Genomic DNA, 13,627 nt, shown 5'->3' with positions numbered 1-13,627 from the left:
CAGTTCCCCGCGCCCCTAAAGACGGGCGCTTCTCCTCACCCTCTGTTTGTAAGGAACCCTCATGCGTAAGTCATCCGTTCGTCGTGCCTCTGCGGCTCTTGCCGCTGCCACCTCTCTCGCCGTGGCGCTCACCGCCTGTGGCGGGACCACCAAGAACGACGTCAAGGACGAGGGTGCCTCGGCCGCCGCGACCGGCAAGGCCGACCCGAACGCGGCCACCAAGAAGGGGCTGACCGTCGGCTTCCTGCCGAAGCAGGTCAACAACCCGTACTTCACCTCCGCCGACAAGGGCGGCGAGGCCGCGCTGAAGACCCTGGGCTCCAGCTACAAGGAGGTCGGCCCCAGCAGCGCCACCGACACCTCCGGGCAGGTGTCGTACGTCAACACCCTCACCCAGCAGCAGGTCGACGCGATGGCCGTGTCCGCGCAGGACCCGGGCGCCCTGTGCACCGCGCTCAAGCAGGCCATGAAGAACGACATCAAGGTCGTCACGTACGACTCGGACACCAAGACCGACTGTCGCAACGCCTTCGTCTCGCAGGCCAGCGCCGAGGACCTGGGCCGTACCGAGGTGCAGCTGCTCGCCGAGCAGATCGGCTACAAGGGCGAGATCGCGATCCTTTCCGCCGCGCAGACCGCGACGAACCAGAACACCTGGATCGACTTCATGAAGGACGAGCTGAAGGACCCGAAGTACAAGGACGTCAAGCTCGTCAAGGTCGCGTACGGCAACGACGACGCCCAGCAGTCCTTCCAGCAGACCCAGGGCCTCCTCCAGGAGTACCCGAACCTGAAGGGGATCATCTCCCCGACCACGGTCGGCATCAAGGCCGCCGCCCAGTACCTGTCCGGCTCGAAGTACAAGGGCAAGGTCAAGCTGACCGGTCTCGGCACCCCCAACGACATGCGCAAGTACGTCAAGAACGGCACCGTCGAGGGCTTCGAGCTGTGGGACCCGGCGAAGCTCGGCTCGCTGGCCGCGTACACCGCCGTCGCGCTGGCCTCGGGTCAGATCACCGGCAAGGAGGGCGAGACCTTCAAGGCCGGCGACATGGGTGAGTACACGATCGGCAAGGACGGCGTGATCAGCCTCGGCAAGCCGACCGTGTTCACCAAGGACAACATCGACCAGTTCAACTTCTGATTCCCTGGGGGCTGTTGATGCAACGCGTGTGCTTTCTGCTGAAGGTCAGGGCGGACCGCCTCGACGAGTACCGCGAGCGGCACGCCGCCGTGTGGCCCGAGATGCTCGAAGCGCTCTCGGCCACCGGCTGGCACAACTACTCGCTCTTCCTGCGCGCAGACGGCCTGCTGGTCGGCTACCTGGAGACCGAGGACTTCGCCGCCGCCCAGGCCGGCATGGAAGCAGCGGAGGTCAACGCCCGCTGGCAGGCGGAGATGGCGCCGTTCTTCGAATCGCTGGACGGCGCCCGTCCCGACGAGGCCATGAAACCCCTCACCGAGGTGTTCCACCTCGCCTGATCACCCCGACCCACCCCCGCTCCCCGCATCATTTCGCAAGACAACGGAGTCCCCGAGATGAACAGACGTACGTTGCTCGGTGCCGTCCTCGCCGGCGCCGTGGTGACCCCCGCCTTCGCCGCGGGCAGTGCCCGCGCCGCCGACCCCGGCCCCTCGGTCACCCAGACCGGCATCACCACGCTCGACTCCCAGGCCGTCTTCTTCGTCTCCTACGACGGCCTGGTCAACAACAACTCGTTCCAGAAGAACGGCCTGCTGACCTACAAGGGCTACCAGTACGCCGTCTGGTACACCGCCGACAAGAACGCCGTCGTCGGCCGCCGTGTCCTCGGCGGCAGCACCTGGTCGACGGTCCAGGTCGGGCACACCCTCAAGGTCAACGACTCGCACAACGTCATCTCCATGGGCGTGTCCAAGATCGACGGCCGGCTCCACCTCAACATGGACTCGCACAGCGACGGCTTCACCTACGTCAAGTCGGTGGCCGGCCTCATGGACAACCCGGCCGGCCTCAGCTGGACCGCGGCCCGTTTCGGCGCACCCCAGTCGACGCTCGACGGACTCGCGCTCACCTCGCAGTTCACGTACCCGCAGTTCGTGTCGTTGTCCGACGGCAAGCTCCAGCTCAGCTACCGCGTCGGGATCTCCGGCAACGGCCGCAACGCGATCGCCGAGTACGACGGCACGTCCTGGACCAACCTCGGCGAGTGGTCCAGCTCCACCGGCACGTACACCAGCGAGCACGGTTCGTCGACGGCCCGCAACATGTACCTGCACGGCATCGACTACGACAAGAACGGCCGACTGCACTCGTTCTTCACCTGGCGCGAGCAGAACGGCGCCGTCATGTGCAACAGCGGCGGCATCACCAACCACGACACCGGCTACGTCTACTCCGACGACCGGGGCCGCACCTGGCGCAACAACGCGGGCGCCGTCGTCGGCACGACGGGGGGCTCCGACAAGGTCGCGGTCACCGACAGCGGCCTGGTGGTCGACCCGCTGAACCCGGACCACTCGCTGATGAACCAGGAGAGCCAGTTCACCGACTCGTCCGGGCTGCCGCACGCCATCATCAGCTACGTCCCCGGCCGCTTCGGTCAGTGCACCACCAACTACGTCGCCAACCGCACCGCCAACGGCCGCGCCTTCCACCTGCGCAAGAACTCCGCCGGAAGCTGGCAGAAGACCGAGATCCCGGTCCCGTTGAACTCCAGCCAGCGCACCAAGCTGGTCCTCGACAAGTACGACAACGCCTACGCGATCTTCCCCTTCGGCCGCATAGCCGGCGCCTCGAAGGCCTCCGGCTACACCGACTGGACCGTGCTGTACGACGGCAGCGGACTGAACGCCTTCGGCGAGGTCGTGATCGACGAGTCGCGGATAGCCCAGGACAACGTCCTGTCCGTCCTCTACCAGGAGAAGTCGAGCGGTACGACCCCGTCGGCGCTCCATGTCGTCGACTTCCGGCTCCCCGCGTGACCGGAATGATCAGCGGATTAGTCAAGGCCGGGCAGGCAGCTAATGTAAGGGCCTGCCCGCCACCGTTCGTTTCCCTGGAGGTCCCCGCCTGATGGCCCAGCCGGTGGGTATCAAGGATGTAGCCCGCGCCGCCGGAGTCTCGGTGGGCACGGTTTCGAACGTCATCAACCGCCCGGACTCGGTCGCCACCGAGACCCGCGCCCGTGTGCTGTCCGCGATCGACCGCCTCGGCTACGTCCGCAGCGAGTCGGCCCGACAGCTGCGCGCCGGACGCAGCCGCATCATGGGCCTGCTCGTCCTCGACATGGGCAACCCCTTCTTCGTGGACGTGGCACGCGGTGCCGAGCGGGCCGCGCGCGACGCCGGGCTCGGTGTGATGGTCTGCAACAGTGCGCAGAGCGCCGGCGAGGAGGCCGACTACCTGTCGCTCTTCGCCGAGCAGCGGGTGCGCGGAGTGCTGCTCACCCCGGCCGACGCGACGGGCCGCAACATCGACGCGTTCCGCCGCCACGGCATCCCGTTCGTCCTCGTCGACCGGGTCGCCGAGGGCACCACCGAGTGTTCGGTGTCCGTGGACGACGTCGCGGGCGGCGCACTGGCCGTACGTCATCTCGTCGACGCCGGCCACCGCTCCATCGCGTACGTCAGCGGGCCCCCTGGCTTCAACCAGGTGCGCGACCGCCGTACGGGCGCCATGAACGCGCTCGCCGAGGCGGGCCTCAGCCCCACGGCGCTGCGCGAGCTGCCCACCGAGCGCCTCGACGTGGCCGCGGGCCGTGACGCGGGCGCCCGTCTCCTGGGCCTCGCCGACCGGCCGACCGCCGTGTTCTGCGCCAACGACCTGCTCGCCCTCGGCGTCCTGCAGGCCATGTACGCGGCCGGGGTCGGCGTCCCCGACGACCTCGCGATCGTCGGCTACGACGACATCGAGTTCGCGGCGGCGGCCGCCGTCCCGCTCACCTCCGTACGCCAGCCCGCCGTGACCATGGGCGCGCTGGCCGCGGAACTCCTCCTGGAGGAGACCGAGACGGAGGCGGAGTCCGGCGCGCGGCGCCACTCCCACCGCCGGGTCGTGCTCCAGCCGGAGCTGGTGGTGCGGCGCTCCAGTCTCGCGGCCCGCTGAACCGGGGTTCAGTACACAATCCGTGGGTCCTCATGATCCCGGGGCTCGGCAGCGCCCCGGCCATGTGCTGAACTGGGACGGCCTGGAATCCAACCGTCTCGGGAGCCCCGTTGACCGTCAGCTACCGCCAGCCCGGCGTCGTCCTCACCGACCGCCGCTTCACCGTGCCCCTGGATCACGACGACCCCGGGGGCGAGACCATCGAGCTGTACGCCCGTGAGGTCGTCGCCGGCGGTGATGCGGACCGGGACGACCTGCCGTGGCTGCTCTATCTCCAGGGCGGTCCGGGCTTCGGGGCGAATCGTTTCGTCGGCCAGGGTGCCTGGCTCGGCCGGGCCCTGGAGGAGTTCCGTGTGCTCCTCCTCGACCAGCGCGGCACCGGCGCCTCCACGCCCGCCAACCGCCAGACGCTGCCGCTGCGCGGCGGGCCCGCCGAACAGGCCGCCTATCTGACCCGTTTCCGCGCGGACTCGATCGTCCGGGACTGCGAGGCCATACGCCCCTCGGTGACCGGCGGCGCCCCCTGGACCGTCCTCGGCCAGAGCTTCGGCGGCTTCTGCGCGGTGAACTATCTGTCGACGGCGCCCGAGGGCCTGACCGCCGCCCTGATCACCGGCGGCCTTCCCTCGCTCGACGGGCACGCGGACGACGTCTACCGGGCCGCCTACCCCCGTATCGAACGCAAGGTCGCCGCGCACTACGCGCGTTACCCCCAGGATGTCGAACGGGCGCGGCGGATCGCCGAGTACGTGAGCGTGCACGAGCCGGTGCTGCCGAACGGCTACCGGCTGACCGTCGAGGCCTTCCAGTCCCTCGGCATCGTCCTCGGCGGAGGCGAGGGCAGCCACCGGCTGCACTACCTCCTGGAGGACGCGTTCGTCCGGACCCCCACGGGCCCGGCCCTGTCCGACGCGTTCCTGGAGGAGGTGCAGGGCCTGCTGTCGTACGCCGGTCATCCGCTGTACGCCCTCGTCCACGAGGCGATCTACGGCCAGGACCACCGGCCCACCGACTGGTCGGCCGAACGGGTGCGCGCCGAGTTCCCGCAGTTCGACGCGGGCAAGTCCCTCGCGGACGACGGCCCGTTGCTGTTCACCGGCGAGTCGGTCCACCCCTGGATGTTCGACGTCGACCCGGCCCTGCGCCCCCTGCGCGAGACCGCCGAACTCCTCGCCGCCCACACCGACTGGACACCCCTGTACGACCGTTCCCGCCTGGCCGTCAACGAGGTCCCGGTCGCCGCGGCCGTCTACCACGACGACATGTACGTCGACACCGGCCACGCCCTGGAGACCGCGCGGGCGATCCGGGGGCTGCGGACCTGGGTGACGGACGAGTTCGAGCACGACGGGGTGCGGGCGGGCGGCCCTCGGGTCCTCGACCGGCTGCTGGCCCTGACCCGTGACGAGGTGTGACGCGACCCGGTGACTCAGGCGGCGACGGCGAGCCCGCCGCCGCGCAGCGGGCCCACGGCCCGTCCGTCCGGCAGGAGTTCACCCGTGTCGTCGAAGACGATGGTGCCGTAGCACAACAGGTTCCAGCCCTGCTCGGGGTGGGCCGCGACGATGAGGACCGCGTCGTGGTCGGGGCTGTCGACGGCCGGGCACGAAGGCTGATGAGTGCACATGGTCTCTCCCGCGTCTCAAGTGTCTGTCTCTGTAGTACCGGAGGAAGTTTTCCTCTGTATGTGGAGACCCCGACACCCGGGGAAATTCATCTGTGAGGTCGCGGGTCAGACGGCCGCCAACTCCGTTCCCGGCGACCGGCGTTCGAGGTGCAGACGCAGTCCCTCGGGTATCACCGTCAGCCGTTCCGCCACCCGCAGCCGGTAGTCGGGGTCGGGCTTCAGGTCGTAGCGGCGCAGCAGCAGGCCGAGGACCAGTGTCGCCTCGTGCAGGGCGAACTGACGGCCGATGCACGCCCGCGCCCCGGTGCCCCAGGGCTTGAACGCGTGGGCGGGGCGGGCGCGTACGGCCGCCGCGTCGAAACGGTCCGGGTCGAACCGGTCGGCGTCGGCGCCCCAGACCGCCGGGTCGCGGTGCAGCAGCGGGGCGAGGACCAGGGTCCAGGCGCCCTCGCGCATCGGATGCTCGCCGCCGAGCACCGTGTCCTGGCGGGCTTCACGGGCGAAGCCGGGTGCCGTCGGCCACAGCCGCAGCGACTCGTCGAGCACCCGGCGCACGTACCGCAGCTTGGCGACCTGGTCGTACCCGGGGACGGCGGCCGGGCCCCAGACGCGGTTCACCTCGGCGCGGGCGCGGGCGGCGACCTCCGGGTGGCGGGAGAGGTAGTGCAGGGCGAAGGAGAGCGCACCGGACGTCGTCTCGTGGCCCGCGATGAGGAAGGTCAGCACCTGTCGGCGCACGTTCTCCGGCGCGAGGCGCTCGCCGGTCTCCGGGTGGGCGGTGTCGAGCATGCGGTCGAGCAGATCGCCGGCGCCCGCGCCGGCCGACGCCCGGCGGGTCCGTACGAGCTCGTCGACCGTGCGGTTCAGGTAGGTCATGGCCGCCTCGTTGCGGCGCGTGGCCCGGCGCAGCAGCAGCGGGGCTAGCGGCGCGGGGACGACGTTCAGGTACTGCGCGTGGTTCAGGGTGCCCACCATCGCCGTCACGAAGGGGTGTGGGCGCTCGCGTTCGAAGGAGCCGAAGTCGTGCCCGAAGCCGGTGCGCGCGATCGTCTCCAGGGTCAGCTTCGTCATGTCGCCGGGCACGTCCACAGCACGGCCCGCGGCCAGTTCCCGGTCCCAGTGGTCGGTGAGCCGCCCGGCCACGGCCAGCATCATCGGGTGGTAGCCGGCCATCGCCTCGCGGCTGAACCCGGGGGCTAGCACGTCGTGCGCCAGCTGCCAGTTGGGCTCGTGGTTGTACGCGGTGAACAGCCCGTCTCCGGCGATCGGCCGCAGGTTGGCCACGCCGAGGCCCACGTGCTTGGCGAAGCGTGACTCGTCCGCCAGATCGGCGGTGAGATCCGCGCCCCACACGAACACGATCTCCTTGCCGAACGCCCTGCGCCGGAAGATCGGGCCCAGCCGGCGCCCGACCCGCATGGAGTCCTGGAGGGGCGTACGGGGGCTGACGCCGAACAGGTCGCCGAGCAGTGGGATCCGGTGCGGCGGATGAGGAATCCGGTGCAGCTCGGGCCAGCCCTGCTCGGCACTGCGGAATCCCCCGGACGGGTCGGTCCGGGTCACCGTCTCGGTCATGGCGCCATCTCCCTCGAGCCAGGGGCGTGTTGACCCTGTTGTACGTGGATTCAATAGCGGGGTCAGTCTGATCCCGCCGCTGAACCGACGTCAAGTAAGGTGCGGGCATGGCCGCGAAAGAGGGGGAGCGCACACGTCGGAGGCTGAGCACCGGCGAGCGTCGGGAGCAGCTTCTGGCGGTCGGCGCGCGGCTGTTCTCGGAGAGCCCGTACGACGAGGTGTGGATCGAGCAGGTCGCCGAGATCGCCGGTGTCTCGCGCGGGCTGCTCTACCACTACTTCCCGACCAAGCGGGACTTCTTCGCGGCGGTCGTGGAGCGCGAGAGCGAGTACATGCTGCGGATGACGGCTGCCGTGCCGGGGGTCCCCGCGCGCGAGCAGCTGGACGCGAACCTCGACGCCTTCCTCGCGTACGTCGAGGAGCACGCGCACGGCTATCGCGCCTTCCATCGCGCCGACGCCTCCGGTGACCAGGCGGTGCGGAAGGTCTACCAGCGGGCGCTGGCCGCGCAGGAGCGGCAGATCCTCGCCGCGCTCGCGGCCGACCCGGAGTTCGGGCGGCTGTCCGAGGAGCGACCCGACCTGCGGCTCGCCGTCCGGGGGTGGCTGGCGTTCACCACGGCGGTGTGCCTGGAGTGGCTGCGCGGCTCGGACCTGTCCAGGGAGCAGGTGCGGGAGCTGTGCGCGCGGTCGCTGCTCGGCACGCTCGCGCCCTGACGGCGCGCAGGGGTTTTCAGCGGTTCGTGGTCGGGTGCGGGTTCGTTGTGGTTTGTCGCGCAGTTCCCCGCGCCCCTGAAAACTCGGGCGGAGGTGGTTGGCGTACGCCCGGATCTTCGATAGGTTAGGCAAGGCTTACCTAAGGAGGTTTGGGATGGGTGACAGTCCGACCTGGACGACCGCGCCCGCCGCGGCGGAACGCGCGCGCTCGGTGCTCGCCGCGGTCTGGTCCTGCGCGGTGACCGCGGACGGCGGGCGCGAGGAGTTCGTCGGCGCGCACACCGTCGGCGAGGACGGCACGGTGGTCCTGGACGTATCGGCGGACAGCACGCTGCTCGCCGCCGCCGTCTGCGCCCCGCGCGGCGAACCGTCGGCCGTACTGGAGTTCGCCGACGTCTCGCCCGTCCCCGTGCGCAACCGGATCCGCGCCCGGCTGTGGATGGCCGGCTGGTTCTCCGTCGAGGGCGAGCGGCTCACGTTCCGCCCGACGCGCATCGTGCTGCGCCAGACCTCCGGTGCCGTCGTCGTCGACCTCGACGACTTCGCCGCCGCCGCGCCCGACCCGCTGGCCACGGCCGAGGCGGGACTGCTGACCCACCTCGCCGACTGTCACTCGGACGCCGTCGAGCGACTCACCCGCCTGGTCGAGCCGGACAGCCTGTACGGCGCGGTCAGGGTCCAGCCGCTCGCCGTCGACCGGCACGGACTCACCCTGCGCATCGAGCGGGCCCGCGCCCACGGCGACGTACGGCTGGCGTTCCATCGGCCCGCCGACACCGTCGCCGAGCTCACCGAGCGCATGCACATCCTGCTCACCCGGGCCAGCGCCGCCTCCTGCCCCCGCGCTCTACAGCGGCAGCGCACAGACGGCCACGGGTGACGCGAACGGCTCGCCCGCGAGGCGCAGTTGACCGCTCACGCGGTCGACACGGAACACACTGACCGTGCCCGACCGCTGGTTCGCCGCGAACAGCAGGTTCCCGTCCGGCGCCAGGGCGATGTGGCGCGGGAAGTCACCCGCGACCGGCACCGTGTCGATCAGCCGCAGACGCGCGCCGTCCGCCTCCACCGCGTACCGCGTCACACTGTTGTGGCCGCGGTTCGCCAGATACGCGTACCGCCCGTCCCCGGTCACCGCGAACTGGGCCGGATAACTCGTGCCCGCCCCTGTCCCGGTGGACTGCGCCTCTCCCACGGTCAGGCGCCCGGTGGTGGGGGAGTAGCCGCAGACCGCCACCGTGTTGTCGACCTCGTTCGCGAGATACGCGTACCGGCCGCCCGGGTGGAAGGTCAGATGGCGTGGGCCCGCGCCCGGGCGGGTGCGCGCACGCGACACCTCGGTGAGCGTGCCGCGTGCGGTGTCCAGGCGGTACGTGTAGACCGTGTCCGTGCCCAGATCGACCGCGAGGACATGACCACCGTCCGGGCTGGTGGCGAACTGGTGCGCGTGCGGGCCCTGTTGGCCCGGACCCGGCGCGGGACTGGAGTGCGCGACCAGATCGGTGCGCTCGCCGAGCGCGCCCGACGCGCCGATCGGGTGCACCGCCACGCTGCCCGAGCCGTAGTTGGCGCTGAGCAGCCAGCGTCCACTGGGATGCACCGACAGATGACACGGCGCCGCCCCGCCGGTCCCGCGGGTGCCGAGCACCCGGTGCCGCTCGCCCTCGCCGCCGAGCCGGATCGCGGTCACGCCGCCGTCCTGGCGCTCGTTCACCGCGTACAGGGTGCGGCCGTCAGGGTGTGCGGCGAGGAAGGACGGGTCGCCCACACCGGTGAGGGTGCCGGCGCCACTGACCCGGCCCGAGACCGGGTCGTAGACGGCGAGACCGATGCCGGTGCCGCCGCCCTCGACGGAGGTGTACGTACCGAGGAAGAGAGGGCGCGGCGCGGCAGGCCGAGGGGTCGCGGGCGCGGGTGACTCCGGTGCGGCGACTGGCTTCACCGGGGTGGACGCCATGGCTCTCACCGGCACCGAAGCCGTCGCGGCGGTGCCCGCCGCCGCACCCACGAACCGGCGCCTGCTCCAGCCACTCATACCTGCACCCCGGGTCTCGGTCGCGTCGGCTCGGACGAGCCGTGATCAGCCGTGATCAGCCGTGACAGCAACTCTGACCCGGATCACCCGTGAAGTGCAAGAGGAGCAATGGGTGTTGCGCATGCTGCAATGCGCGTGAACGCGGTTCACCAGTCCCCGTCCTCCACCGGTTTCCCGGTCAGCGGCTTCACCTGGCCGGGCAGGGGCGCCTGCCACGGCTCGAGGTCGTCGCCCAGCCAGTCGCCGACCGGCTTCACGGCCGTCAGGGAGTCCGTGGGGGCGAGGTCCTCGGCGTCCTGGTCGAAGTAGTCGAACCAGGGCAGGCCGGCCCGCGTGTAGGCCGCGCGGTCCACGGGCGACGGGGGCGGGGCCTCGCCGGTGATACGACGCCACTCGGGCGGCGTCACGAGGTGCACGAACACCCGTCCGGCGGGACGCTCGGCCCATGCCGTGAGCGGCCGGTCGTCCCGGTACACCTCCTGGCGCATGGAACCGCCGACGCCCAGCCCCATGGCCGCCCCCGACCGCTGCGCGGGCGCCCCGCCGGCGGGTGCCGCCGGTGCGGCCATCGCCATCGGCACGGCCCCTCCGTAGCCCCCTGTCGAAGCCGTCGCCGCACGCGCCCGCTCGGCCCGGCGCTGCTCCTCCGCGCGCCACTTCGCCAGTTCCGCGTCGGTCAGCGGGAACGACTGGAGCTGCACGCCGCCCCACACCTCCTCGCCCGTGACCTGGCCCTCCACGGTCGCGCCCAGCCCGAGCGGCACCGCCACGAACTGGCGGACAGTGCCCTTGCCCGAGTTGATGCCGTCCAGCCAGGGCTGACGGGGCAGCACCACATAGTTCTGCGGCTTCCTCGACAGCCGGTCGCTCCACGGCTTGCCCGACACCGCGCACACCTTGCCCACGCCCACCTGCAACGCGGCGGGCTGGATCGTGCCCCCGAAACTCAGCCACATCGCCTCGCGCAGATACACCGGCAGCATCACCCCACCGCGCGCCCGCCAGGCCTCGGGCACGGTGTCGGGATAGTCGGCGACCCGCCGGACCGGGAACTCGCCGAGCCCCGGCGGCAGCGGATGCGTGCCCGTCTCCGGCAGCCGGAGGGTGCGGATGAACCGTACGGACACACCGCCCGGCAGCCGCAGTGTGTTCCCGTCGATCCGCACCTCGGAGTCACCCATGCGCAGCCCTCTCGATCCCAGTCGGTGCCAGTCGTCCCTCTTCATGTGACGTCGCCACATGGTTCGTCACATAGAACGACGTGACACCGCCCGGCGGTTCCGGCCGGGCACCCGCACGCGCTTCACGTAGTTGACGTACTTCCGCAGCCGGGCCACCCAGGGCATCCGCTCCCTTTCCTCCCGGGTGCAGCGGTCCAGCTCCTCCAGCAGTCGCCGGGAGCGGTGCTCGGTGTCCAGCTCGTCGAGGATGCGGTTGACCTCGGTCAGGACGGCACCGTGCAGCTGCCACTGGGTGGTGATCCCGGCGTTCTGCTGGATCTCCGCCAGGAGCAGCCGGGCCAGCTTGTCGCGGGTGGCCGTCGCGCCCCGGAGCTCGGTGGCGAGCCGGGTCTCCGCCGACTCGGCGCTGACGCTCACGTCGGTGGTGACGAGGACGGCGAAGCTGACCACGGCGTCGCCGATCTCGGACAGCAGCCGCTCCAGCGTCGCGCCCGTCTCCGGGGCGAACAGCGGCTCGGGGTCACGTTCCTTGGCCAGATCGGTCAGGCTGCGGGCGAGCACGCGCAGGACGACCGTGCAGATCTCCAGTGTGTCCAGTCCGGTGCGCAGCACCACCCGGTGCAGCAGGCCCTCCCGGACCCGCGGGTTGAGCCGCAGACTGTCCTCCGCCTGCTTCAGGGCCGCGTCCACCTCGACGATGTCGTGGTCGAGCCGGCGGGCCTCGTGCAGACGGGCGGTCGCGTGGTCCACCGGAGTACGGCCGGCGGCCTCCTCGCCCATGCGCAGCATCAACCGCCGTACCCGGCGTGCCAGCCCCTCGATGGACTCACCGGCCTGGTCCACCCACACCGGGGGAGCGAACAGCAGGTTGAAGGCGAGCCCGACGACCGCGCCGATCACCGTCTCCAGCACCCGCGCCCACGCCGTGTCCCCGACCCGGGTGACGCCCAGCACCAGCATCGCGCTGATCGCCACCTCGGGCACGAACTCGCTGACCCGCACCAGATGTCCCACGGCCAGCGAGGCCAGGATGATCAGTCCCAGGCTCCACCACGTCAGACCCACCAGCACACTGAAGCCGATCGCGATGACGACCCCGGCGACCACCGAGTTCACCCTGCGGATGCCGGTGGTGATCGTGGCGTAGAGGGTGACCTGGACGACCAGGAGCGCGGTCAGCGGTGCGGTGAGCGGCGCGGCCTCGGGGCTGACGCGCAGCGCGACGACGTACGCGATCGTCGCGGCGGCCGTCGACCGCAGCGACTGGACGACCACGGGCTCGCGGTGCTTTCCGACGAACCGGACGGCGGACGCCGTCCACTCACCAAGTGCCACTCGCATACGAGCACACACCTCCTTTCCCACAAACGGACCGAGCGTAGTCACCGAAGTCCGGAAGTGTGTGCGAAGGGGAGCGAGGTATTCCTCACGTGATCAGGGATGTCCTAAAGCTGTGGATCTTCGGGGCCGCCGGATGATCTCCTGACAGGCATGGTGGTCGAATCCGCATCCGAATCCGATTCAGTGCACGCGAAGGCACTGCGCCATGTCGCCGCCCTCTCCGCCGGCCCGGCCGTGCCCGGGGACCTTCGGGTGACCGTGAACTTCCACCCCGACCGGACGGCCCGCGAACTGCCCCTGCTCGAGGCTCTCGCCCAGGACGGTTTCTACCGCTCCCAGTTCGTCACCGGCACGAGCAACGGCGGGCTCACCGCCCGTCCCGGCGGCGACCGCTGGCGCTGGGAGAGCCGGATGTTCGCCGGGGCGTACGACAGCGCGCCCGCCCAACTGCGCCCGGTGTACGGCGCGTTGAACTTCCGGCGCCAAGTCGTGGGCGCCGCCCCGAGGTTCGGCTCCGCGCACTTCCGGCTGAGCGGCACCACCCTCGCCCGGGCCACCTTCTGCTACCCGGACAGCGCGGCCGAACCCGACCACTTCGGAGTCGCCGCCGGCATGTCCCTCCTAGCCCTCGCCGAGGCGGACACCCAGGACGCGCTCAACGACTACGTCGAGGCCCAGGTGCACGGCCCCGTCGCCCTGGCCCGGGACGTCGAGGCGCTGGTCCTCGACGCGAGCCATCGCGGCACACCGGTGGAGGAGGCGGCCCGCGCCCTGCCCGTACCGCTCGAATGGCACCCCGGATACCGGCTCTCCGTACGGGAGTTGCGCCGCCACGCCGACTACCGGGGTCCCGGCGCCGTCGAACTCGGCGCCCGGATCGCCGAGGACGGCCGGCTCGACCCACGCGTCATCGGCGACGCGGCCCGCACCGGTCGCCATGAGCTCCAGGACCTGAAGCTGGTCTGGCACTGCCTCGCCCGGTTCGGCGCCCCGGAGGGCGCGGGGACGGCACCTTCGTCCTACGGCGCCTGAGCGCGGTCGGCGGACGTTCCGTACCCTGTTCCG

General features: G+C 71.0%; 13 protein-coding genes. 8 read left to right on the top strand and 5 right to left on the bottom strand.

Annotation, left to right across the window (positions count from 1 at the left end; genetic code table 11):
• The first annotated feature begins 61 nt into the window (after positions 1-61).
• The 5 genes from rhaS (at position 62) to PV396_RS34795 (ending at position 5,502) form a co-directional block, all read left to right on the top strand.
• Entirely contained in the window at positions 62-1,144 is a 1,083-nt protein-coding gene (gene rhaS / locus PV396_RS34815) for a rhamnose ABC transporter substrate-binding protein (RefSeq protein ID WP_319211538.1), read from the top strand.
• A gap of 17 nt (positions 1,145-1,161) precedes the next feature.
• The gene (locus PV396_RS34810) at positions 1,162-1,482 is read left to right on the top strand and encodes an L-rhamnose mutarotase (RefSeq protein WP_319211536.1); all 321 of its coding nucleotides are present in this window, start codon (positions 1,162-1,164) and stop codon (positions 1,480-1,482) included.
• A 57-nt stretch (positions 1,483-1,539) separates the two neighbouring features.
• Positions 1,540-2,964: a BNR repeat-containing protein gene (locus PV396_RS34805; RefSeq protein WP_319211534.1), complete on the top strand. Its 1,425-nt coding sequence runs from the start codon at positions 1,540-1,542 to the stop codon at positions 2,962-2,964.
• A 91-nt stretch (positions 2,965-3,055) separates the two neighbouring features.
• Complete coding sequence (locus tag PV396_RS34800) at positions 3,056-4,087, top strand: LacI family DNA-binding transcriptional regulator (protein WP_319211532.1); 1,032 nt, start codon at positions 3,056-3,058, stop codon at positions 4,085-4,087.
• A gap of 110 nt (positions 4,088-4,197) precedes the next feature.
• The gene (locus PV396_RS34795; RefSeq protein WP_319211531.1) at positions 4,198-5,502 is read left to right on the top strand and encodes an alpha/beta fold hydrolase; all 1,305 of its coding nucleotides are present in this window, start codon (positions 4,198-4,200) and stop codon (positions 5,500-5,502) included.
• Between the two features lie 14 nt (positions 5,503-5,516).
• Here the strand turns inward: PV396_RS34795 and PV396_RS34790 are convergent, their stop codons facing one another.
• Both PV396_RS34790 and PV396_RS34785 read right to left on the bottom strand, forming a co-directional pair.
• Entirely contained in the window at positions 5,517-5,714 is a 198-nt protein-coding gene (locus PV396_RS34790) for a DUF5999 family protein (protein ID WP_319211528.1), read from the bottom strand.
• Between the two features lie 105 nt (positions 5,715-5,819).
• A complete protein-coding gene (locus tag PV396_RS34785) occupies positions 5,820-7,289 on the bottom strand; it encodes a cytochrome P450 (RefSeq protein WP_319211526.1) in 1,470 nt (489 codons plus the stop codon).
• 107 nt (positions 7,290-7,396) lie between these two features.
• Between PV396_RS34785 and PV396_RS34780 the strand changes: the two genes are divergently transcribed.
• A complete protein-coding gene (locus PV396_RS34780) occupies positions 7,397-8,005 on the top strand; it encodes a TetR/AcrR family transcriptional regulator (RefSeq protein ID WP_319211524.1) in 609 nt (202 codons plus the stop codon).
• Between the two features lie 154 nt (positions 8,006-8,159).
• Complete coding sequence (locus PV396_RS34775; protein ID WP_319211522.1) at positions 8,160-8,885, top strand: DUF2470 domain-containing protein; 726 nt, start codon at positions 8,160-8,162, stop codon at positions 8,883-8,885.
• Here the strand turns inward: PV396_RS34775 and PV396_RS34770 are convergent.
• From PV396_RS34770 to PV396_RS34760, 3 genes are all read right to left on the bottom strand, one after another.
• The gene (locus PV396_RS34770) at positions 8,853-10,040 is read right to left on the bottom strand and encodes a lactonase family protein (protein ID WP_319211520.1); all 1,188 of its coding nucleotides are present in this window, start codon (positions 10,038-10,040) and stop codon (positions 8,853-8,855) included. The two genes, PV396_RS34775 and PV396_RS34770, sit on opposite strands and share 33 nt — an antisense overlap.
• A 146-nt stretch (positions 10,041-10,186) precedes the next feature.
• Positions 10,187-11,221 carry a hypothetical protein gene (locus PV396_RS34765; protein ID WP_319211518.1) on the bottom strand — a complete coding sequence of 345 codons (1,035 nt, stop codon included), beginning with the start codon at positions 11,219-11,221 and terminating at the stop codon, positions 10,187-10,189.
• Between the two features lie 66 nt (positions 11,222-11,287).
• Positions 11,288-12,562 carry an FUSC family protein gene (locus tag PV396_RS34760; RefSeq protein WP_319211516.1) on the bottom strand — a complete coding sequence of 425 codons (1,275 nt, stop codon included), beginning with the start codon at positions 12,560-12,562 and terminating at the stop codon, positions 11,288-11,290.
• Positions 12,563-12,712: 150 nt separating this feature from the next.
• On the opposite strand from PV396_RS34760, the gene PV396_RS34755 reads away from it, so the two are divergent.
• On the top strand, positions 12,713-13,594 hold the full coding sequence (locus PV396_RS34755) for a DUF3626 domain-containing protein (protein WP_319211514.1): 882 nt from the start codon (positions 12,713-12,715) through the stop codon (positions 13,592-13,594).
• The last annotated feature ends 33 nt before the right edge of the window (positions 13,595-13,627 follow it).

It is taken from the genome of Streptomyces sp. ME02-8801-2C (assembly GCF_033793965.1).
Lineage (GTDB): Bacteria > Actinomycetota > Actinomycetes > Streptomycetales > Streptomycetaceae > Streptomyces.
This window is presented reverse-complemented; position numbering and strand designations above follow the sequence as displayed.